Here is a 20,166-nt window from a genome sequence, read left to right as displayed (position 1 = left end):
ACTACCTTCGGAGCCAATAGGGGCAAAAATTTTTCAGCGTGCGAGCTTATCGTTAAGCATCAGCACCTGTTCGCCATTCATTTCTTCAATCCACGCACCGTAGACTTCATAAACCATTTGCGCGTTTTCATGCCCCATCTGGCTGGCTATGAAAGACGGTTAGCGCTGACAGATAAAAGCCAGCAGGCAAAAGTATGCCGCGTATGGTACGGATTCCGACGGCGAATGCCAGCACGTTTTACAGCAGCGTTAAATCTGGCGCCGATACTTGATAAAGAGTAGTAGGCTTTCTGTTCTCCCTTGCGCATCCGGGGTATGAAAACGAATCGCAGGCTCTAGCAGATCGCTTCGCCAGTGGCGAGACTTTTAGTATCCATGGAAGAAGTAGCGAATCTTCAAGCCGATAAACTTCAACACTGGCCAGACATAATGCTGGATGAAATATAGGGCAGGTGGAACAACCAATGCCGCACCAGTTGCGCAGATTGCGTATACTGCCGAGTCCTTTGCAATTAATGAATAATTTAGGTTAAGTGTTTCAAGGTTAATTGCATTGGTTGTACTGGAACCTACAAATCCAGAGCCAAAAACAACCAGGAACACATAAAGTGATGCTGTTATGAGCTTTAAAATTAGCCGAATGTATTTCACGATGAACACCTGCTGAATGAATCCCCCTTTTTACACATAAGCAACGTGTTTAGCTAGCTCATGGTTTACGTTGCTCTAAATGGTATTCTGAACTTTACACCCGAACCCACAAAGGCTGGCTGTGTTGACCTGTTCTCGCGCAAAGTTATTGGCTGGTCAATGCAACTCCGAATGACAAAAGATAAATAGCCTGAGCCTGATACATGCGTGATATCGCGTATAATGCTTCTTCAAAATCGCTTAACATCCACTGGCTTGTACTATGACTCTCAATCGTTTTTGTTATTTACTTCTGATCCTCGCTGCGGTCGGCAGCATTCTTACCTCGTATCCAGTGGTGATGTGGTTGCTGCTGATCAATTTGCTGACGATGGTCATGTATGGCGCAGATAAAATGGCGGCGCGTAAAGGTATGCGCAGGGTTCCGGAAGCGACGTTGCTGGTATTTGGTGTGACAGGGGGCTGGCCTGGGGCCATTTTGGGGCAACAACTCTTTCGCCATAAAACCCAAAAGCAGCCATTCAAAACGTACTTTTTTATCAGCGTTATCGTCAGCATCACCGTGATGGCGGCGGCCTACCATTTCTCTCCTTTTATCTCTTCATGAGCGTCGGCAGGGGCGGGTGAAATGCCTGTTGACATCAAGTTAACTTGAGCTTTTAAGATGCCTGCCACAGGTTGATAAAGGAGTAACATCTTAAAATGAAAGATATTGATGTCGGTTTTACACATGTCGCGTTCATGGTCAGGGATCTTGAAAAGAGCATTGCTTTCTATCGTCGTTACGCAGGTATGGAGATTATTCACTCCCGTGAACCCGATATTCCTGATGCCCGTAAAGTGGCGTGGTTAAGCGACCATACCCGTCCTTTCGCCCTGGTGCTGGTACAGGCGGATAACGTAACCGATACACCGCTGGGTAACTTTGGTCATCTGGGCATTGCCTGCGCCACCCGTGAAGAACTCGACAGGAAAACGGAGATGGCAAGGGCTGAAGGTGTGTTAAGAAAAGCGCCGGAAGAGCTGGGGGATCCCGTCGGTTACTATGTATTTTTTGCCGACCCTGACGGTAACACGTTAGAACTGTCTTTCGGTCAGCGCGTTGGGCTTGAAGCAATCCGAACGGCTCATCCAGAAAACAAAGATAACGGGAGATAAGAGAGAAATAATGGAATACAGATTGCCATTACAAACCTCGCGTTTGTTACTGCGTCCACTGGCATCCGCCGATTTGCCGGAAATTTCGTGCTACCGCAACCAGCCTGAGGTGGCCCGTTTTCAGAGCTGGGATCGTTTTACGATGCAGGATGCGGAGAAATTATATGCTCAGCAGAACACCCTTGCGTTTAACTGCGATGACACGTGGTACCAGATTATCGTTGAACGGCAAATGGACGGGGCTGTGATTGGGGATATTGGTGTTCATTTTTTTGACGAGGGCAGGCAGGCTGAACTGGGTATGACCTTTGATGTGAAATATCAGAATCAGGGTTATGCCCGGGAAGCTATCAATGCCATAATCACTCTGCTATTTACGCACTATAACAAGCACCGGCTTATCGCCGTTGTGGATACACGCAATATTCGCGCTGCAAGCCTTTTGCAAAAACTCCATTTTCGACGGGAAGCCCATTATCGGCAGAACATCTTTTTTAAGGGAGAATGGGGTGATGAATATTGTTATGCCTTGCTGAAAGAGGAACACCTCCGGCATTAACAGAGCGTCAAAAGTTTCTCAATACAGACACCGGCACCGCTAATAGTAGTAGGTTTATTCTCAATGGCTTGCTGTTTTTTGCACAATCTGAATAATAAGTGCAACAACACATAAGACAACATCCCATGAAAATTCAATCTATTACACTGGCGATGCTGGCATTCATTGCTGCACCTGCCTGGTCCGCGTTTCAGGAGCGGGAATATAATACATGGTATATAAAAAATGCCGTTCTTTATGACATGACACAAACTTCAGAGGGTTTTCCTGTCATGGTGAGTATATCCCAACCGGAGCGGCGGTCTGCCAATCTACTGGTGTCCTATATTTCTGAAGGACAATGTGGTGGAGACAGGAAAGAGCTTAACGTCAATGGCAAAGCACTGCCTGCACAATATCACTGTGTTCAGGTGGGCCTGAGCAAAATTGAACATTTTTCTGTGATTGATGCTGATAGTGTTAATGGCATGGTGACGCATCTTAAGTCTGATTTCACCATACTGCTTCAAAACGACATAAAGATATGGGCGGCAAATATTAAAACACCAAAATACGGACTGACTCCCAGATTCTAAATACTGAAATCCCGTCTTTTTACGGGGTTTTAGCAAGCATCAACAATTATTTTCTCTATAATAATTTCATTATTTTATTATTCCAAAAAATGATAAGTGGACTTGTTTTTTTACGTATTGAAAATTCTGTACTTAAAGCGATACGAAATTGTATGAGTTAACTTTGCTAAATATTCTTTTCATGATGGATAAAGCTCACTTCCAGTCTTACGCTTGCTAACAGCTTTTTAGTTGTTCAACACGTCTGTACTGGTTAAGGAGCAGAATATGACACAGCTTAATAGTCTGGATTCACTCAGCCGTAAAGAAGGGATGTGTTTATTAGAGCAAAGTATGGGTTTTGTCTGGCAGGCAGCACTTAGGGCAGTTGCGGTGTTAGGCGTCGCGGACCATCTGATCGAAGGGAAAAAATCAATTAAGCAACTGGCCCTGGAGCTTAATGTCGATCGCGACTATCTGCATAGGATCATGCGATTATTATCCTCCCGTGGGGTGTTCAACGAATTAACTGAAGACGAATACAGTCTTAGCCATTCAGCAAAATTCCTTTGTTCTGAGTATGAATTTTCCTTGCGTGCAGCGGTACTTATGCTGACCGATCCCACTTTCTGGCAGCCAGCGTCCAGAATGGATGAAATATTACAAGGCAAACCTGTTTTCAATGAATTGTTTGGTAAGCCTTTTTACGAATACTGGCAGCATGATGACACGGTTACGGGCAGCAATATTTTTCATGCCGGTATGGCATCTATGTCATCCGTGGAAAATGAAGTCATTGTGGATTGTTATGCGTTCCCTCATCATGCCGTCGTTGCAGATATCGCCGGGGGACTGGGGAATCTATTACTGGCTGTTTTACGTCGAAATCCTGGCCTAACCGGGATCCTTTTTGACCAAAAGGATGTGCTTGCGCGGAACCGACTGCATTTGCTGAATGACGATCGCCGGTGGAGGACGGTAGAGGGTAGCTTTTTTGAGACCTGTCCTGATGCGGATATTTATCTCCTTAAATACATCTTGATGGATTGGCCAGACGCGAAAGCCGTTCAGATACTGCAGTGCTGCAGAAAGGCAATGAAAGAACGTTCACGATTATTGGTTTTTGAACCCCTTATCAAAGACGAAAATAATGAGCAGGGACGGTATGAGATTGACCTGCTTCTTTTAACAAGCTTTGACGGAGGGCGGGCAAGGACAAAATCTGAATATCAAAACTTGTTTGAACAGGCGAATCTTAAGTTAAATACAATAATAAACACCCGCTCGTACCTGTCGATACTGGAAGTCGTACCTGTTTGAACCGCTTTCATGGTATTAACAGAGCAGTTGAACACCATTCCGTTTTAACATATTCCTGCTACGCTTTTCTGTTGTAAAAGGGAGCTCGAATATGCAAAACAAAGATGAACAAACAGGTTTAGTTGGGCTGGCGATCGGTGCCGCCGTCATTGGGCTGGTTTCAGCGCAGAAACCGATCGATCGCGATAGCATCGTCAATGAGCTGGTCAGGCTAGGCAGGCAGAAGGGAGACGGCGTTGAAGATGAGGTTTTCGTTAAGGCTGCTGCGCTTGTGAGGAAAGGGGTGTAACCGATGGGTGAACTTCGTCATGCGCAGTGCCATTGTGGCGCGGTGGTATTTACCGTCGCACTGTCTGATGGCTTTAATACTGCGCGGCGCTGCAGCTGTTCTTTTTGCCGAATGCGGGGGGCTGTGGCGGTATCCGCGCCGTTATCGGGGATTACCGTAACCAAAGGTGAGGATAAGCTCACGGAGTACCGATTTAACACGGGTACGGCCCGGCATTTCTTCTGCTCAATATGCGGGATTTATACGTTCCATCAGCGGCGTTCCAACCCGAACGAATACGGTGTGAATGTTGCCTGTTTTGAAAACGTATCGCCGTTCGACTTCCCGGAGGTTACGGTGATGGACGGGGTTAACCATCCTATGGACGGGGATAGTGGGGTTTTTGGCTATCTCTTTTTCCGCAAAAAATGAGTGTTTTCAGGATTAAGGCTAACCGCCATCCAGGTGGTTCAGAAGAGTGCTGAGGTGACCAACGATATCACCAAAATCAAAAATTAGCGCCATCCACAGAAGCGCTAAAAGAGTAAGTACTGCAACGGATACACGACTTAACAACGCTGTTGTCCTTAGTGATGAAAGGGCTAAACCGTAAGTGTAACCAGCTTTCTTTCAACTTACTCTCAACCAGTTCGTCAGAAACTCTCCATTTTGTGACGTGGTTCAAAAAAAATGGGCCCGCATAATTTTACGGGCCCGGACAATTAGAACTGGTACACCAGGCCTAACGCAACAACATCATCGGTACCGATGCCGTTGTTCTTGTAGAAACTTTCATCTTCGTCCAGCAGGTTGATTTTATAATCAACATAGGTGGACATGTTTTTGTTGAAATAATAGGTCGCACCTACTTCAGCATATTTAACCAGATCCTGATCGCCCTGGCCGTTGCCCAGGTCTTTACCTTTAGACTGCAGGTAGGACAGGGTTGGACGCAGACCGAAGTCGAACTGGTATTGCGCGGTGATTTCGAAGTTCTGAGTTTTGTTCGCCACGGCGTCGGTATTATCACCATAAGGCGTCATGTTACGGGTTTCAGAATACATTGCCGCCAGGTAGATATTATTGGCGTCATATTTCAGACCAGCAGTCCAGGCATCGGCTTTGTCACCACCAGCCGTGGTATTCATGACCTGCTCGTTGGTACGGTCAGAAGAGGTATAGGCCGCACCTGCGCTGATCCCCATCCCAAAGTCATAGGTGGTAGAGATACCGAAGCCGTCACCGTTTTCATGGCGTGTGTCACGGCCATTGTTGGTACCTTCCTGGTTGTTGCTGGCGTCTTCATTCTTACCCTGATACTGCAGAGCAAAGTTCAGGCCCGGTACCAGACCATAGAAGTCGGTGTTACGGTAGGTTGCTACACCGTTCGCACGACCGGTCATAAAGTTGTCAGCTTTGGTGTAGGAGTCGCCACCGAACTCTGGCAGCATATCTGTCCAGCCTTCAATGTCATACAGAACACCATAGTTACGGCCATAGTCGAAGGAACCGTAGTCACCGACTTTTACACCCGCGAAGGCCAGACGTGTCCAGGACTGGTTATCTGAGCCTTCAGTGTTGTTCGCCTGAATGTTGTATTCCCACTGTGCGTAACCGGTCATCATGTTGTTGATTTGTGTTTCACCTTTGAAACCCAAACGCATGTAGGTCTGATCGCCATCAGCGCCTTTATCGTCGGAGAAATAGTGCAGGCCATCTACTTTTCCGTACAGATCTAATTTGTTGCCGTCTTTATTATAAATCTCTGCTGCATGCGCAGCACCAGCCATTAACAGAGCCGGAATCATCAGAGCCAGTACTTTTCTTTGCATTGTGATATTCCTTTGCAGTTGTTTTTATTTAATTACCTGTTGAACTTTCCGAATGAGAAAGTTGTCCCATGCTAAATCACTCCAGTGTAAGAGTAATAAAGTATAATTGTTACGAACTAAGTAAAATCTAAACTGAATAAAACGACGGAAATGATCATTGGTTTCATGAATAATTCGTGATGAATTATATAAAATAAAAATTATTAATAAGGGATTAAGTAAGCTAGTCTCTGTGCTGTTATATGCCTTTAAGATTATTTATCCATAATTTAAATGAATGCTATTTAGTTTTCTAAATAGATATTTATTAATTAACTGGATTGGCCCGATGTGATTACATCGGGCTTTTTTTATGGCAAAAAAATGCCCGGGTTAACCGGGCGGGAGGATTAATCGCTGGTTGATTTTTCGGCTTTACCTGCCATTTGAGCCAGGAAATCATACCGTTTTTGCAGGTCTGCGGCGGCATCTTTCCACAACTGTTCAGCTACCTCAGGCTGTTGCGCATTAAGGCGGCGGAAGCGTTGTTCCTGCATTAACGTTTCGGCCAGGGCATCTGACGGTGGACGCGAATCCAGCGCCAGCGGTAACTTGCCCTCGTCCGCACGGCGCGGGTCGAACCGATACAGAGGCCAGAAGCCAGTAGCCGTCAGCTGACGCATCTGATCGTGGCTGAGTGCCAGGTCGTAGCCATGCTCTTCGCATGGGCTGTAAGCAATAATCAACGACGGGCCTGGATACGCTTCCGCCTCCTGAATGGCTTTCACCGTCTGGTTAAGTTGCGCACCCAGCGAGATTTGCGCGACGTAAACGTGACCGTACATCATCATGCTCACACCGAGATCTTTGCGCGCCTTACGTTTCCCGTGTTCACCAAATTTTGTAACGGCGCCCAATGGCGTAGCCTTCGACGCCTGGCCGCCAGTATTGGAATAACACTGTGTATCCAGAACCAGAATGTTGACGTTTTCAGTCAGGCTCAACACGTGATCCAGCCCGCCAAAACCAATATCGTAAGCCCAGCCGTCACCACCAATCAGCCAGATCGATTTTTCAACCAGGGCGTCAGCGTCAGTCAGAAGTTGTTCTGCACCTGCCACCCCCTGAAGGGCATGCCGCAGCTCAGCAACTTGCTCGCGACGAACTTCTGGTGTGGCTTCTGCGCGTAGTGCCTCATTGAGCTCAGCAGGGATCTGCCCGGCAAACTGTTCCAGCAAACGCATCACTCGAGCGCGATGCTGGTCGACGGTCAGACGGAAGCCGAGACCAAATTCGGCATTATCTTCGAACAATGAGTTTGCCCATGCCGGGCCTCGACCATTCGCGTCGGTGGTGTACGGCGTGGAGGGCAGGTTACCGCCGTAGATAGATGAACAGCCGGTGGCATTGGCAATCAACATCCGGTCGCCGTAGAGCTGAGTCAGCAGCTTAATATAAGGCGTTTCACCGCAGCCAGAGCAGGCACCGGAGTACTCGAATAACGGCGTGATGAGCTGCGACGTTCGAATATCAATACGTTCCAGCTTGCTGCGATCGATTTCCGGTAAGTTCAGGAAGAAGTCATAGTTTACTTTTTCTTCTTCAACGTGCTCCAGACGCGACATCATATTGATGGCTTTGATATTCGGGTCCTGTCTGTCTTTCGCCGGGCACACCTCAACGCACAGATTACAACCGGTACAATCTTCAGGTGCGACCTGCAGAACGTATTTCTGTCCGCGCATATCACGCGATTTCACATCCAGAGAATGCAGGCTGGCCGGGGCATCCGCCATTGCTTCCGGGGAAACCACTTTGGCGCGAATGGCCGAATGTGGGCATGCCGCTACACAGTGATTGCACTGGGTACACAGATCTTCTTTCCAGATGGGTATCTCTTCGGCGATGTTGCGTTTTTCCCACCGCGTGGTCCCCATTGGCCAGGTCCCATCTGGCGGCAGGGCAGAGACGGGAAGGGCATCGCCCAGCCCGGCCAGCATTGCCGCCGTCACGGTCTTGACGAAATCAGGCGCCGCATCAGATACCACCGGAGGACGATTTGGACTTGCAGCATTTACCGGTTGCAGCGCTACTTCAAACAGAGATTCGCGAGCGAGTGCCAGCGCCTGCCAGTTGCGTTCGACCAGTTCCTGCCCCTTGCTGCTGTAGCTTTTGGCAATTGCGCCCTGCAGTTCCATGAGTGCGCTGTCGCCAGGCAGGATGTTGGTCAGATGGAAAAAGGCCATTTGCATAACGGTATTAATACGCGCGGCCAGACCACATTCGCGGGCAATTTTCGCAGCGTTAACCACATAAAAACGGGCTTTCTTCTGGTTGAGGACCGCCTGTACCTCCTGCGGCAGACGCGCCCAGACTTCGTCTGCACTATATGGCGTATTCAGCAGGAAAATACCGCCGGGTTTCAGGCGCTCGGCCATCTGGTATTTATCAATAAACTGCAGCTGGTGGCAGCCAACAAAATCAGCCTGCGAAATAAGATAAGCCGAGCGGATGGGGTGTTCGCTCACGCGCAGGTGGGAAACGGTCAGACCACCTGCTTTTTTGGAGTCATAGACGAAATATCCCTGGGCATACCACGGGGTAGAATTGCCGATGATTTTGATGTTGTTTTTGGTCGCCGAGACGCTGCCGTCGCTGCCCAGACCATAGAACAGCGCCTCAAGTTTGGCATTCGATGGTAATGTGTTTTCTGGCAAAGCCAGGGAAAGGTTAGTCACATCATCATAAATACCGACCGTAAAGCGAGGCTTCGGTTTCGCTTCATTTAACTCGTTAAATATCGCCAGCACGCAGTCCGGTCCAAACTCCTTGGAGGACAAACCATATCGGCCGCCGATCACGCGCGGCAGCGTTTCACGTTCGCCGTTATTAAATGCTTCTGCCAGCGCGGTCATGACATCCAGATACAGGGGTTCCGCGTGTGCGCCGGGCTCTTTGGTACGGTCGAGCACCGCCACAGCGCGCGCGCTTTCAGGTAGAGCAGAAAGCAGATGTTTAGCCGAGAACGGACGATAGAGACGCACTTTTAGCACGCCAACTTTTTCGCCGCGCGTCAGTAGCTCGTCAACCACCTCTTCACAGGTTCCAATGGCGGATCCCATCAGCACAATCACGCGTTCTGCCTGCGGGTGGCCGTAGTACTCGAACGGTTTGTATTCTCGACCGGTTGCGGCGGCAAAATCAGTCATCGCCTGTTCAACATAGTCGTAAACCGCGTTGTACCATGGGTTCGTGGCTTCACGGGACTGGAAATAGGTATCTGGATTCGCGGATGTCCCACGGATCACCGGATGCTCCGGGTTAAGGGCGCGGGCGCGATGGGCATCGATTTCCGCCTGCGGCAGAAGATTCAGAATAGTGTCGTCCGCCAGCGGGACAATTTTGTTGATTTCGTGAGAGGTGCGGAAACCATCAAAGAAGTGAATAAATGGGACGCGACTTTTCAGCGTGGCGATATGCGAAATTAAGGCAAAGTCTTGTGCTTCCTGTACGCTGCTGGCACAAAGCATCGCGCAGCCCGTCTGGCGCACGGCCATTACGTCGGAGTGGTCACCGAAGATGGAAAGGGCGTGGGTGGCAATGGTTCGTGCCGCAACATGCAGAACGAAAGGGGTGAGTTGACCGGCGAGCTTGTACAGCGTCGGGATCATCAATAACAATCCCTGAGAAGAGGTAAACGATGTGGAGAGCGCGCCTGTCTGAAGCGCACCATGTACCGTGGCAATCGCACCGGCTTCAGACTGCATTTCAACCACTCTTGGGACATCGCCCCAGACGTTTTTTAATCCGTTACCCGCCCAGGCATCTGCCTGCTCAGCCATGGTAGAACTTGGCGTGATCGGATAGATGGCGATAACTTCGCTGGTGCGAAACGCGACTGAGGCAACTGCACCATTACCGTCAATAGTTTGCATAGGACGACACCCTTACATTGCGCAAAAATAGAGGGGCTGCCATTAGACGACAAGCCCTGAATATTATCTCTTTAGTCTAGCAAACAGGGGATTCGACGATTTTCGCTTTTGTGTCCTCGGTATTCTCGGCATCAATGAGTAGATCAAAGTTTTGCCAAAAAAATTGCGAGAAATTGTTTCCGGGACGCATAAATACGCACTTCCGCTCTCGACGACACGGGATGTGATGCCTATTATGCATAGGTTTCGCATTATTCATGGGGGAGAGAGCATGCGCTCAGCATTTTTGGTAGGGTGTGCGGCGTTATTATTGTCGGCATGTAGCAGTGAACCAGTCCAGCAAGCAACGGCGGCCCACGTGGCGCCTGGAATGAAAGCGGCGATGTCCAGCTCCGGCCAGGCCAACTGCGCGATGATTGGCGGTTCGTTGTCTGTTGCCCGCCAGCTTGACGGTTCTGCTATCGGGATGTGCGCCTTGCCAAACGGCAAACGCTGCAGCGAACAGTCGCTTGCCGTTGGAACTTGCGGTAACTACTGATTATTCTGCACGCTTAAACAACAGCGTTTTATCGGCTGTCGCCAGCGTTAACTGGTCTTCTGTCAGGTCGACCTGCGCCCCTTTGCGCAGCATGTCGCCGATAGCGCGATCCAGCTCGTTAAGCTGCGGTTCAGTACAAAGTTTACGCGTCATGGCCAGGCCGCTGACTTTCAGCTCGCCTTCGGATAATTTCCCCTGCCCGTTGAAGCGATTACACATCAGGCCTGAAACACGAATGTTATTAACCAGGCTAATATCTGGCAGGGCGCTAAAGCTGATCTCAGGTTGCGTTGCTGTGGCCTTCACGGCTTTACCGTCGACATTTTCCAGAACAAAGCGATGATTCTTCAGTTGCTCCGGCTGAACGGAAGCTTTCCCCGGATTAACGCAACCGGAGAGGACCAGGCTAATAACGCTTAACGCAATGAGCTTTTTCATTTTTCGTCTCAAACTATAAATACTGTGAATCTTTTTCCAGTGTAACGATACGCTGTCGTGCGTTAATGGGGTTTATCTGAAAGTGCGGGCAGGTGTCGGGCAACGAAGACGTTGCCCGATATGAAGATTAGTGAGATTTAAACCCTGCGGCCGTCATCAACATACGAAAGAACATACTGACCGCAGCCAGCGCCAGTACGCTTCCGCCCCAGATAATGGCCAGCCACATCAATCTTTTCCAGACAGGTTGTTGCATCAGTGATAACCCTCCCCATGCTGAATTTTTCCGCGAAACACGTAGTAACTCCAGAAGGTGTAGACCAGGATAATGGGAATGATCAACAACGCGCCCACCAGCATAAAGCCCTGGCTTTGCGTCGGCGCGGCGGCCTGCCACAGGGTGATTGACGGTGGAATGATATGCGGCCAGATGCTGATCCCAAGACCGCTAAAGCCGAGGAATATCAATCCTAACGTCAGGATGAATGGGCGATTATGGCTTGCAGGATTATTGAGGCAACGCCACTGATACAGACTCAGAAGCACCACCAGCACCGGAACAGGCAACAGGTAAAACAGATTCGGCAGCGTGAACCAGCGCGCGGCGATGGCTGGCTGCGCCAGCGGTGTCCAGATACTGATTGCGGCAATGAAGGCCAGAAGAATGATTAACAGCGTTCTGGATACCCCACGCATCCGCTGCTGAAGGGCATTTTCGCTTTTCATCACCAGCCATGTAGAGCCTAACAGTGCATAGGCCACCACCAGACCGGCACCGCAGAACAGGTTAAACGCGGTGAACCAGTCAAAGGGCCCGCCAGTATAGGCCCGGCCAGTCACGGTAAAGCCGTTGATCACTGCGCCCACCGTTACACCCTGGGTAAACGTAGCCAGAATTGAACCACCAATAAACGCTTTATCCCAGAAGGGACGGTGCGCCGGCGTTGCTTTAAAGCGAAACTCGAATGCTACGCCACGGAAAATAAGTCCGATCAGCATTAATGTCAGCGGGATGGTGAGGGCATCAATGATCACCGCATAGGCCAGTGGAAATGCACCGAACAGGGCCGCACCGCCGAGCACCAGCCAGGTTTCATTTCCGTCCCAGACCGGGGCGACGCTGTTGACCATCACATCGCGATCGTCGGCATTTTGTGTCGCCGGAAACAGAATACCTATCCCGAGATCAAAACCGTCCATCACGATATACATCAGTGTGGCGAAGACGATGATGACAAACCAGATAATGGAAAGATCGATACCCATTATGGCTGCTCCTTATGTTCAGTTGTGACGGCAGAGAGTGGGCGTGCCGGACGTCCGTCTGATTCGGTGGCATAAGATTCATGAGGCTGCGGACCTTTCCTGATAAGGCGCACCATATAGCTGTAACCCACGCCAAACACCGAGGTATAAACGACGAAAAAGGCCAGCAAACTCACGCTCATATGCAGGTCACCATGCGCTGAAACCGCATCTTTCGTTCGCTGCAGACCATAAACAACCCACGGCTGGCGGCCCACTTCGGTGGTGATCCATCCGGCCAGAATCGCAATCAGCCCGGATGGCCCCATCAACAGGGCAAACCACAGGAAAGGGCGAGAAGCGTAAACACGCTTTTTATAGCGTAACCACAGCGCCACAACGCCGAGCAGCAACATCAGCATGCCTAAGCCGGCCATAATGCGGAATGACCAGAAGACGATGGTCGAGTTCGGGCGGTCTTCCTTCGGGAACTCCTTGAGAGCCGGAACCTGTTTATCCAGGCTGTGCGTCAGGATAAGACTCCCCAGCGCAGGGATCTCCAGACCAAAGCGGGTGCGCTCCTGTTCCATATCCGGCCAGCCAAACAGCAGCAGCGGGGTGGGTTCTCCAGGCGGGTTTTCCCAATGACCTTCAATGGCGGCGATTTTAGCGGGCTGGTGCTTTAGCGTGTTCAACCCGTGCATATCACCGACCATGGCCTGGATGGGGGCGACAATTAGCGTCATCCACAGCGCCATAGAAAACATCGCGCGGATGGCAGGAGTATTATTCCCGCGCAGCAGATGCCATGCCGCGGAAGCGCCAACAAACAAGGCGCTGCTGAGGAACGCGGCTATCGACATATGCAGCAGTCGGTAAGGGAAGGAAGGGTTAAATACCACGGCGAACCAATCCACCGGCACGACCTGACCGTTGACGATCTCATAGCCTTGCGGGGTCTGCATCCAGCTGTTTGATGAGAGGATCCAGAAGGTGGAGATAATGGTCCCCAGCGCCACCATACAGGTAGAGAAGAAATGCAAACCAGGCCCGACTTTGTTCCAGCCGAAAAGCATCACACCAAGGAAACCTGCTTCCAGGAAGAAGGCGGTCAGCACTTCATAGGTCAGCAGCGGGCCGGTAATACTGCCCGCAAACTGCGAAAATCCACTCCAGTTGGTACCAAACTGGTAGGCCATCACCAGCCCGGAGACAACGCCCATACCAAAGTTAACGGCAAAAATTTTCGACCAGAAATGGTACAGCGAGCGCCAGACCGGATTTTTGGTTTTAAGCCACAGGCCTTCGAGCACGGCAAGATAGCTTGCCAGGCCGATGGTGATGGCCGGGAAAATGATGTGAAAGGATACGGTAAAAGCAAACTGTATCCGTGCAAGATGAAAAGCATCTAAACCAAACATGCACAACCTCAATGTCAAACGGTGTGCTGTTATGCTATAGGGGCAGAAATCAAACTATCAGAGGCAGAAAAGTAAAATTTATCTATAACAGTTGGAGGAATAATCAGGAATTGAACATCTGATATACATCGTGTTTTTGAATAAAAAATTTATTTTTATGAATTTTACGCATGAAACTGCTTGCTTTGTCTTCAACACCATGCGTTAATGACCTTCTGGTTTTGAGTCCAAAAAAATATCTGACGTAGTTTTATAAAGTAGTCCTCATCACGTTGTGCCTCTCCGCAGCCGCTCCTGGTTCTCTTTCTACACTCCGATTAGTTTTTGTTTCAAACCACTATCGCCTGAAAGGCCCATTAGCAATTTACGTTTTAACGTTCACAGGAGAATCCTATGACTTCTTACATTCATTTCCGCTGCCCATGCTGTCATGGTTCGCAGTACCGTACCTCAGTCTTTGATGTGTCTGAGAAAAACCCGTTTGGCGCGAAATGCATTTTTTGCAAATCGTCGATGATTACGCTCGATCACCTGACCGTTGCACATTCAGCCCAGAGCCACGTTATCGAGTACCGCAAGTAATCAACACCGCTTTTCATAACAGTTAGCAAAAACTTCTCTTTTTCTCCTGCTGATATACACTGTCGGCATTAAGGAGAATCTGATGAAAAAATACCAGCGTCTGGCGCAACAAATTATCTCGCAGATTGAGCTTGGCGTATGGTTGCCGGGCGATAAGTTGCCTTCTCTGCGCGAGCAGGTGGTGAGCAGCGGCATGAGTTTTATGACCGTTGGCCACGCGTACCAGATGCTGGAAAGTCAGGGGCGCATCGTCGCCAGACCGCAGTCGGGCTATTACGTTGCCTCGCGCCCGACGACACAACAGCCTGCTCCGCCTGCCCAGGTGATGCGTGACGAAGCGGTCGATATCAACACCTATATCTTCGACGTATTGCAGGCCAGCCGCGATCCATCGGTTGTTCCTTTTGCTTCCGCGTTTCCCGATCCCCGACTTTTCCCGCTTCAGCAGCTCAACCGTTCGCTGGCGAATGTCAGTAAAACGGCGACCGCAATGAGCGTCATTGAAAATTTACCTCCGGGTAATGTTGATCTCCGCCACGCCATTGCTCGTCGCTATGCCCAGCAGGGGATGAACATCTCACCGGAAGAGATCGTCATTACCGCTGGCGCACTTGAAGCGCTGAATCTCAGTTTGCAGGCAGTGACTGAACCCGGGGATTGGGTGATTGTCGAGAATCCCTGTTTCTACGGCGCATTGCAGGCGCTGGAACGCCTGAAACTCAAGGCGCTGTCGGTTGCGACGGATGTCCGCGAGGGGATCGACCTGAATGCGCTTGAGCAGGCGCTGAATGAATACCCGGTAAAAGCCTGCTGGCTCATGACCAATGGGCAAAACCCGCTTGGCTTTACGCTGAGTGCCGAGAAAAAAGCGCATCTGGTGGCGCTGTTAACGAAACATAACGTCACCCTGATTGAGGATGATGTCTATAGCGAGCTTTACTTCGGCCGGGAAAAACCGCTTCCGGCGAAGGCCTGGGACCGGGAGGAGATGACGCTTCACTGCTCATCGTTTTCGAAATGTCTGGTGGCGGGGTTTCGTATCGGCTGGGTGGCGGCGGGAAAACACGCACGCCGTATTCAGCAGCTTCAACTGATGAGCACGTTATCGACCAGTTCTCCGATGCAACTGGCGCTGGTGGACTATCTGGCGACTAAACGTTACGACGCGCATCTGCGCCGCCTGCGACGCACGCTGGCCGAGCGAAAGCAGCAGGCCTGGCAGTCCCTTTTGCGGCATATGCCTGCCGGGGTCAAAATTCACCATAATGATAGCGGCTACTTTTTATGGCTGGAGCTTCCGGCGCAGCTGGATGCAGGGCTGCTTAGCGAAAAGGCCTTAATTCACCACATTAGTATTGCCCCCGGAAAGATGTTTTCCACCTCTGACGCCTGGACGCCATTCTTTCGTTTTAATACCTCCTGGGCATGGGGGGAGCGTGAAGAACAGGCGGTTATTCAGTTGGGGAAATTAATTAGCAGTATTCTGGAATAAACTTTTCTTACCTTCATTTAAATAATCATTCCTTATTCGTATGGCGGCACGGCGAATATTTCGTGGCGCCATATCCCAGGAAATCTGCATACCGTCTCCCATCGCTAACTCCTTGTCTATAATCCAGTTAACGGGGAATGCGCCCTCGGTCACACCTTGATGAAATTTCCTTAAGCCGCACGGTGCGGCGCATTTACGCGGTCTACGTTTAATAAGGGAGATATTTTTACGGCACGGCTGCCGCTAAATTCCATTGCGACAGGAGTAACCATTATGAGCAAAAAATTTGCCCGCAGCAGCCTGTGTGCGCTCGGCATGACTATCATGACAGCGCAAGCCGCAGAACCACCAAAGGCTATCGGTGACGGGGAAGGACGACTGGATATTATTGCCTGGCCGGGATACATCGAACGCGGACAGACGGATAAAAATTATGACTGGGTCACCCAGTTTGAAAAAGAGACCGGATGCGCGGTCAACGTCAAAACGGCGGCCACGTCGGATGAGATGGTGAGCCTGATGGCGAAAGGGGGATACGACCTGGTCACCGCGTCGGGTGATGCTTCCCTGCGCCTGATCATGGGCAAACGCGTGCAGCCCATTAATCCCGACCTCATTCCCAACTGGAAAACCCTCGATTCACGGATTGTGAAAGGAGAATGGTTTAACGTAGGTGGCAAAGTCTACGGCACTCCCTATCAGTGGGGGCCAAACCTGCTGATGTACAACACCAAAACCTTCCCGACACCGCCGGATAGCTGGGGCGTGGTCTTTACCAAACAGGATCTCCCGGACGGTAAAACCAATCAGGGGCGTGTGCAGGCGTATGACGGCCCGATTTACATCGCCGATGCCGCGCTGTTTGTCAAAGCTACTCAACCGCAACTGGGTATTACCGACCCGTACCAGCTCACGGAGAAACAGTATGCCGCCGTACTCAAGGTGCTTCGCGATCAGCACGCCTTGATCCACCGTTACTGGCATGACACGACCGTACAAATGAGCGACTTCAAAAATGAAGGCGTCGTCGCCTCCAGCGCCTGGCCTTATCAGGCGAATGCCCTGAAAGCTGAGAACCAGCCGATTGCCACCGTCTTCCCGAAGGAAGGGGTTACTGGCTGGGCGGATACCACCATGCTTCACGCGCAGGCAAAACATCCGATGTGCGCCTACAAATGGATGAACTGGTCGCTGACACCGAAGGTGCAGGGCGATCTGGCGGCATGGTTTGGCTCACTGCCTGTGGTTCCTGAAGGGTGTAAAGCCAGTACGTTGCTGGGTGATAAAGGTTGCGAAACAAACGGATATAACGAGTTCGACAAAATCATGTTCTGGAAAACCCCTATCGCTGAAGGCGGCAAATACGTGCCATACAGTCGCTGGACGCAGGATTACATCGCCATCATGGGCGGCCGTTAATCGCCCGGGAGCAGAACATGACGTATGCCGTAGAGTTTAATAACGTTTCTCGTCTGTACGGCGAGGTACGGGCGGTGGATGGGGTCACTATTGCGATTCGTGACGGAGAATTTTTCTCCATGCTGGGGCCTTCGGGCTCCGGCAAAACCACCTGCCTGCGTCTGATTGCCGGTTTTGAACAGCTCTCAGGCGGCACGATCGCTATCTTTGGCAAAGAGGCGAGCGAACTTCCTCCGTGGGAACGGGATGTGAACACCGTATTCCAGGACTATGCGTTATTCCCGCATATGTCGATCCTCGATAATGTCGCCTACGGGTTGATGGTCAAAGGTGTCGACAAGAAAAAACGCCATGCACAGGCCCGGGATGCCCTGGAAAAAGTGGGCTTAAGCTTTGCCGTAGCCCGTAAGCCCTCACAACTTTCTGGCGGTCAGCGCCAGCGCGTTGCTATTGCACGTGCGTTGGTCAATGAACCACGCGTCTTGCTGCTGGACGAACCTTTAGGCGCACTTGACCTCAAATTGCGCGAGCAGATGCAGTTCGAGCTGAAGAAGCTTCAGCAGGAACTGGGTATCACCTTTATTTTTGTCACCCACGATCAGGGCGAAGCCCTTTCCATGTCAGACCGGGTGGCGGTGTTCAATAACGGACGTATTGAGCAGGTCGATACACCCCGCGATCTCTACATGCGCCCGCGCACCCCGTTTGTGGCCGGTTTTGTCGGCACCTCCAATGTCTTTGATGCTGGCCTTGCGCAGAAAGTCTGTGGTCTGGAAGGCACTTACTCGCTACGTCCTGAGCATATTCGCCTCAATGAGAGCGGTGAAGTTCAGGTTCAGGGCGTCGTGCAGGCGGTACAGTATCAGGGGGCGGCAACACGTCTGGAGCTCAAACTCGCTGATGGGGCAAAACTGCTGGTGAGCCAGGCCAATCTCAGTGATATCACGATGCTGAGTGGCGTTGAGCCGGGGCAGGCAGTGATGGCGTCGTGGTCACGGGATGCCATGATCCGTCTGTCTGAGGAGAGGTGAAATGGATATGAGTGTCGCTCATCCTCCCGCACCACGCAGCCGCTTAAGCCGCATAACGGCTCTGTTCTGGCGAAAGCCATTGCTCGGCTTGTTCCTGCTCCTGCTTGCTCCGCTGATGTGGTTTGGCATCGTCTACTTAGGTTCGCTCCTGACCCTGCTGTGGCAGGGTTTTTACACCTTTGACGACTTCACTATGGCGGTCACGCCGGATCTGACGCTGGCTAATATTCAGGCACTCTTCAACCCGGCAAACTACGATATCATCCTGCGTACGCTGATGATGGCAATAGCGGTTACCATTGCCAGCGCAATCCTGGCATTCCCGATGGCCTGGTATATGGCGCGTTATACCAGCGGTAAGTGGAAAGCATTCTTCTATATCGCGGTGATGCTGCCGATGTGGGCGAGCTATATTGTTAAGGCGTACGCCTGGACTTTACTGCTGGCGAAGGATGGCGTAGCGCAATGGTTTCTCAGCCATATGGGGCTGGAGCCGATCCTGGCCTCAATGCTGACGCTACCGGCGATTGGCGGAAACACGTTGTCCACCTCAGGACTGGGGCGGTTTCTGGTCTTCGTCTACATCTGGTTACCGTTTATGATCCTGCCCGTACAGGCGGCGCTGGAACGGCTGCCCGCTTCATTACTGCAGGCCTCGGCCGATCTCGGTGCGCGTCCCCGTCAGACCTTTCGTTATGTCGTTTTACCGCTGGCGATCCCGGGCATTGCCGCAGGGTCAATATTCACCTTTTCCCTGACGCTGGGGGATTTCATTGTTCCGCAACTGGTGGGGCCGCCGGGCTATTTCATCGGGAACATGGTCTATTCTCAGCAGGGGGCGATCGGCAATATGCCTATGGCCGCGGCGTTTACTCTGGTTCCCATCGTGCTTATTTCTCTCTATCTGGCGTTCGTGAAACGTCTGGGAGCATTCGATGCACTCTGAACGCGCACCGTTGTTCCTGAAAGTGGCAGCGTGGGGAGGGGTAATCTTCCTGCACTTCCCGCTGCTGATTATCGCGACCTATGCCTTTAACACCGAAGACGCTGCGTTCAGTTTCCCGCCACAAGGGTTGACGCTGAAGTGGTTTAGCGTGGCGGCAGGGCGCGGCGATATTATTGAATCCGTGACGTTGTCACTTCAAATTGCCGCCTTATCAACCGCAATCGCCCTCGTGCTTGGCACGCTTGCTGCAGCGGCACTGTGGCGCAGTGAGTTTTTCGGCAAAAACGCGATCTCATTGTTGTTGCTGTTGCCGATTGCGCTACCGGGGATCATCACCGGTCTGGCGCTACTGACAGCATTTAAGGCTATCAACCTCGAACCGGGATTTTTCACCATCGTGGTCGGACACGCCACCTTCTGTGTGGTGGTGGTGTTTAACAACGTTATTGCCCGGTTCAGACGTACCTCCTGGAGTCTGGTTGAGGCGTCGATGGATCTGGGGGCTGACGGCTGGCAAACCTTCCGGTATGTCGTGCTGCCCAATCTAGGCTCAGCGCTATTGGCCGGGGGCATGCTGGCGTTTGCGCTGTCGTTCGACGAGATCATCGTCACAACATTTACCGCGGGACACGAGCGTACGTTACCGCTGTGGTTACTCAATCAGCTCGGGCGTCCACGCGACGTGCCGGTCACCAACGTCGTTGCACTGTTGGTGATGCTGGTGACGACCATCCCCATTCTGGGAGCCTGGTGGCTAACCCGCGACGGCGAGAACATTGCCGGTAGCGGGAAATAACT

21 protein-coding genes and 1 pseudogene are annotated in these 20,166 nt (G+C 51.2%); 14 read left to right on the top strand and 8 right to left on the bottom strand.

Going from position 1 to position 20,166, the window contains the following annotated elements:
- Window positions 1–33: 33 nt before the first annotated feature.
- Both JGF26_RS12585 and JGF26_RS12580 read right to left on the bottom strand, forming a co-directional pair.
- Window positions 34–326 (bottom strand): annotated as a pseudogene (locus tag JGF26_RS12585) (tyrosine-type recombinase/integrase); the annotation flags it as partial.
- A gap of 40 nt (window positions 327–366) precedes the next feature.
- Window positions 367–651, bottom strand: a complete 285-nt coding sequence (locus JGF26_RS12580) for a hypothetical protein (RefSeq protein WP_108089798.1) — start codon at window positions 649–651, stop codon at window positions 367–369.
- A 262-nt stretch (window positions 652–913) separates the two neighbouring features.
- On the opposite strand from JGF26_RS12580, the gene JGF26_RS12575 reads away from it, so the two are divergent.
- The 7 genes from JGF26_RS12575 to JGF26_RS12545 all read left to right on the top strand — a co-directional run bounded on the left by JGF26_RS12575 (window position 914) and on the right by JGF26_RS12545 (window position 4,942).
- Complete coding sequence (locus JGF26_RS12575; protein ID WP_134708138.1) at window positions 914–1,258, top strand: DUF1294 domain-containing protein; 345 nt, start codon at window positions 914–916, stop codon at window positions 1,256–1,258.
- A gap of 95 nt (window positions 1,259–1,353) precedes the next feature.
- Complete coding sequence (locus JGF26_RS12570; RefSeq protein ID WP_108089799.1) at window positions 1,354–1,809, top strand: VOC family protein; 456 nt, start codon at window positions 1,354–1,356, stop codon at window positions 1,807–1,809.
- A 10-nt stretch (window positions 1,810–1,819) separates the two neighbouring features.
- Window positions 1,820–2,368 (top strand): GNAT family protein, encoded by a 549-nt coding sequence (locus JGF26_RS12565; protein ID WP_134708218.1) that lies wholly within the window; start codon window positions 1,820–1,822, stop codon window positions 2,366–2,368.
- Window positions 2,369–2,493: 125 nt separating this feature from the next.
- A complete protein-coding gene (locus JGF26_RS12560; RefSeq protein WP_134708139.1) occupies window positions 2,494–2,943 on the top strand; it encodes a hypothetical protein in 450 nt (149 codons plus the stop codon).
- A gap of 267 nt (window positions 2,944–3,210) precedes the next feature.
- Window positions 3,211–4,242 (top strand): methyltransferase, encoded by a 1,032-nt coding sequence (locus tag JGF26_RS12555; protein WP_128347605.1) that lies wholly within the window; start codon window positions 3,211–3,213, stop codon window positions 4,240–4,242.
- Between the two features lie 91 nt (window positions 4,243–4,333).
- A complete protein-coding gene (locus tag JGF26_RS12550) occupies window positions 4,334–4,531 on the top strand; it encodes a hypothetical protein (RefSeq protein ID WP_028018848.1) in 198 nt (65 codons plus the stop codon).
- 3 nt (window positions 4,532–4,534) lie between these two features.
- Window positions 4,535–4,942, top strand: a complete 408-nt coding sequence (locus tag JGF26_RS12545) for a GFA family protein (protein WP_134708140.1) — start codon at window positions 4,535–4,537, stop codon at window positions 4,940–4,942.
- 290 nt (window positions 4,943–5,232) lie between these two features.
- On the opposite strand, the gene ompC is transcribed toward JGF26_RS12545, so the two are convergent.
- Together ompC and nifJ are read right to left on the bottom strand one after the other, a co-directional pair.
- On the bottom strand, window positions 5,233–6,342 hold the full coding sequence (gene ompC / locus JGF26_RS12540) for a porin OmpC (protein WP_028018850.1): 1,110 nt from the start codon (window positions 6,340–6,342) through the stop codon (window positions 5,233–5,235).
- A 389-nt stretch (window positions 6,343–6,731) separates the two neighbouring features.
- Window positions 6,732–10,256, bottom strand: a complete 3,525-nt coding sequence (gene nifJ / locus JGF26_RS12535) for a pyruvate:ferredoxin (flavodoxin) oxidoreductase (protein WP_134708141.1) — start codon at window positions 10,254–10,256, stop codon at window positions 6,732–6,734.
- Between the two features lie 271 nt (window positions 10,257–10,527).
- Between nifJ and JGF26_RS12530 the strand changes: the two genes are divergently transcribed.
- Window positions 10,528–10,794, top strand: a complete 267-nt coding sequence (locus JGF26_RS12530) for a DUF333 domain-containing protein (RefSeq protein ID WP_025759109.1) — start codon at window positions 10,528–10,530, stop codon at window positions 10,792–10,794.
- On the opposite strand, the gene hslJ is transcribed toward JGF26_RS12530, so the two are convergent.
- The 4 genes from hslJ to JGF26_RS12510 all read right to left on the bottom strand — a co-directional run bounded on the left by hslJ (window position 10,795) and on the right by JGF26_RS12510 (window position 13,898).
- Complete coding sequence (hslJ, locus tag JGF26_RS12525) at window positions 10,795–11,232, bottom strand: heat shock protein HslJ (RefSeq protein ID WP_028018852.1); 438 nt, start codon at window positions 11,230–11,232, stop codon at window positions 10,795–10,797. It lies immediately after the preceding gene.
- A gap of 127 nt (window positions 11,233–11,359) precedes the next feature.
- Window positions 11,360–11,488 carry a DUF2474 domain-containing protein gene (locus JGF26_RS12520; protein WP_032666970.1) on the bottom strand — a complete coding sequence of 43 codons (129 nt, stop codon included), beginning with the start codon at window positions 11,486–11,488 and terminating at the stop codon, window positions 11,360–11,362.
- Entirely contained in the window at window positions 11,488–12,498 is a 1,011-nt protein-coding gene (cydB, locus tag JGF26_RS12515; protein ID WP_134708142.1) for a cytochrome d ubiquinol oxidase subunit II, read from the bottom strand. The genes JGF26_RS12520 and cydB overlap by 1 nt, the downstream gene beginning before the upstream one ends.
- Window positions 12,498–13,898 (bottom strand): cytochrome ubiquinol oxidase subunit I, encoded by a 1,401-nt coding sequence (locus tag JGF26_RS12510; protein WP_128347616.1) that lies wholly within the window; start codon window positions 13,896–13,898, stop codon window positions 12,498–12,500. Before JGF26_RS12510 ends, cydB begins: the two co-directional genes overlap by 1 nt.
- A gap of 393 nt (window positions 13,899–14,291) precedes the next feature.
- On the opposite strand from JGF26_RS12510, the gene JGF26_RS12505 reads away from it, so the two are divergent.
- The 6 genes from JGF26_RS12505 (at window position 14,292) to JGF26_RS12480 (ending at window position 20,164) form a co-directional block, all read left to right on the top strand.
- Window positions 14,292–14,480 carry a hypothetical protein gene (locus JGF26_RS12505; RefSeq protein WP_032666971.1) on the top strand — a complete coding sequence of 63 codons (189 nt, stop codon included), beginning with the start codon at window positions 14,292–14,294 and terminating at the stop codon, window positions 14,478–14,480.
- An 82-nt stretch (window positions 14,481–14,562) separates the two neighbouring features.
- Complete coding sequence (locus JGF26_RS12500; protein WP_134708143.1) at window positions 14,563–15,972, top strand: PLP-dependent aminotransferase family protein; 1,410 nt, start codon at window positions 14,563–14,565, stop codon at window positions 15,970–15,972.
- Window positions 15,973–16,245: 273 nt separating this feature from the next.
- On the top strand, window positions 16,246–17,391 hold the full coding sequence (ydcS, locus tag JGF26_RS12495) for a putative ABC transporter substrate-binding protein YdcS (RefSeq protein WP_028018856.1): 1,146 nt from the start codon (window positions 16,246–16,248) through the stop codon (window positions 17,389–17,391).
- 17 nt (window positions 17,392–17,408) lie between these two features.
- Window positions 17,409–18,422 (top strand): ABC transporter ATP-binding protein, encoded by a 1,014-nt coding sequence (locus JGF26_RS12490; RefSeq protein ID WP_028018857.1) that lies wholly within the window; start codon window positions 17,409–17,411, stop codon window positions 18,420–18,422.
- 1 nt (window position 18,423) lies between these two features.
- Complete coding sequence (locus tag JGF26_RS12485) at window positions 18,424–19,368, top strand: ABC transporter permease (protein WP_134708144.1); 945 nt, start codon at window positions 18,424–18,426, stop codon at window positions 19,366–19,368.
- Window positions 19,358–20,164, top strand: coding sequence for an ABC transporter permease (locus JGF26_RS12480; protein WP_108089803.1), 807 nt, complete (start codon window positions 19,358–19,360; stop codon window positions 20,162–20,164). The genes JGF26_RS12485 and JGF26_RS12480 overlap by 11 nt, the downstream gene beginning before the upstream one ends.
- Window positions 20,165–20,166: the final 2 nt, after the last annotated feature.

It is taken from the genome of Enterobacter sp. E1 (genome assembly GCF_016809815.1).
In the GTDB taxonomy this organism is placed as follows: domain Bacteria; phylum Pseudomonadota; class Gammaproteobacteria; order Enterobacterales; family Enterobacteriaceae; genus Enterobacter; species Enterobacter adelaidei.
The sequence above is the reverse complement of the archived record's forward strand: the minus strand, read 5'-3'. Positions and strand labels throughout refer to the sequence as shown.

Excerpts from the sequence above, each read along its gene's own strand:
- JGF26_RS12565 (WP_134708218.1), top strand. The coding sequence starts at position 1,820 with ATGGAATACAGATTGCCATTACAAACCTCGCGTTTGTTACTGCGTCCA.
- JGF26_RS12505 (WP_032666971.1), top strand. The coding sequence starts at position 14,292 with ATGACTTCTTACATTCATTTCCGCTGCCCATGCTGTCATGGTTCGCAG.
- JGF26_RS12575 (WP_134708138.1), top strand. The coding sequence starts at position 914 with ATGACTCTCAATCGTTTTTGTTATTTACTTCTGATCCTCGCTGCGGTC.
- JGF26_RS12550 (WP_028018848.1), top strand. The coding sequence starts at position 4,334 with ATGCAAAACAAAGATGAACAAACAGGTTTAGTTGGGCTGGCGATCGGT.
- JGF26_RS12490 (WP_028018857.1), top strand. The coding sequence starts at position 17,409 with ATGACGTATGCCGTAGAGTTTAATAACGTTTCTCGTCTGTACGGCGAG.
- ydcS (WP_028018856.1), top strand. The coding sequence starts at position 16,246 with ATGAGCAAAAAATTTGCCCGCAGCAGCCTGTGTGCGCTCGGCATGACT.
- JGF26_RS12545 (WP_134708140.1), top strand. The coding sequence starts at position 4,535 with ATGGGTGAACTTCGTCATGCGCAGTGCCATTGTGGCGCGGTGGTATTT.
- JGF26_RS12555 (WP_128347605.1), top strand. The coding sequence starts at position 3,211 with ATGACACAGCTTAATAGTCTGGATTCACTCAGCCGTAAAGAAGGGATG.
- JGF26_RS12485 (WP_134708144.1), top strand. The coding sequence starts at position 18,424 with ATGGATATGAGTGTCGCTCATCCTCCCGCACCACGCAGCCGCTTAAGC.
- JGF26_RS12510 (WP_128347616.1), bottom strand. The coding sequence starts at position 13,898 with ATGTTTGGTTTAGATGCTTTTCATCTTGCACGGATACAGTTTGCTTTT.
- hslJ (WP_028018852.1), bottom strand. The coding sequence starts at position 11,232 with ATGAAAAAGCTCATTGCGTTAAGCGTTATTAGCCTGGTCCTCTCCGGT.
- cydB (WP_134708142.1), bottom strand. The coding sequence starts at position 12,498 with ATGGGTATCGATCTTTCCATTATCTGGTTTGTCATCATCGTCTTCGCC.
- JGF26_RS12530 (WP_025759109.1), top strand. The coding sequence starts at position 10,528 with ATGCGCTCAGCATTTTTGGTAGGGTGTGCGGCGTTATTATTGTCGGCA.
- JGF26_RS12520 (WP_032666970.1), bottom strand. The coding sequence starts at position 11,488 with ATGCAACAACCTGTCTGGAAAAGATTGATGTGGCTGGCCATTATCTGG.
- JGF26_RS12560 (WP_134708139.1), top strand. The coding sequence starts at position 2,494 with ATGAAAATTCAATCTATTACACTGGCGATGCTGGCATTCATTGCTGCA.
- JGF26_RS12480 (WP_108089803.1), top strand. The coding sequence starts at position 19,358 with ATGCACTCTGAACGCGCACCGTTGTTCCTGAAAGTGGCAGCGTGGGGA.
- JGF26_RS12570 (WP_108089799.1), top strand. The coding sequence starts at position 1,354 with ATGAAAGATATTGATGTCGGTTTTACACATGTCGCGTTCATGGTCAGG.
- ompC (WP_028018850.1), bottom strand. The coding sequence starts at position 6,342 with ATGCAAAGAAAAGTACTGGCTCTGATGATTCCGGCTCTGTTAATGGCT.
- nifJ (WP_134708141.1), bottom strand. The coding sequence starts at position 10,256 with ATGCAAACTATTGACGGTAATGGTGCAGTTGCCTCAGTCGCGTTTCGC.
- JGF26_RS12500 (WP_134708143.1), top strand. The coding sequence starts at position 14,563 with ATGAAAAAATACCAGCGTCTGGCGCAACAAATTATCTCGCAGATTGAG.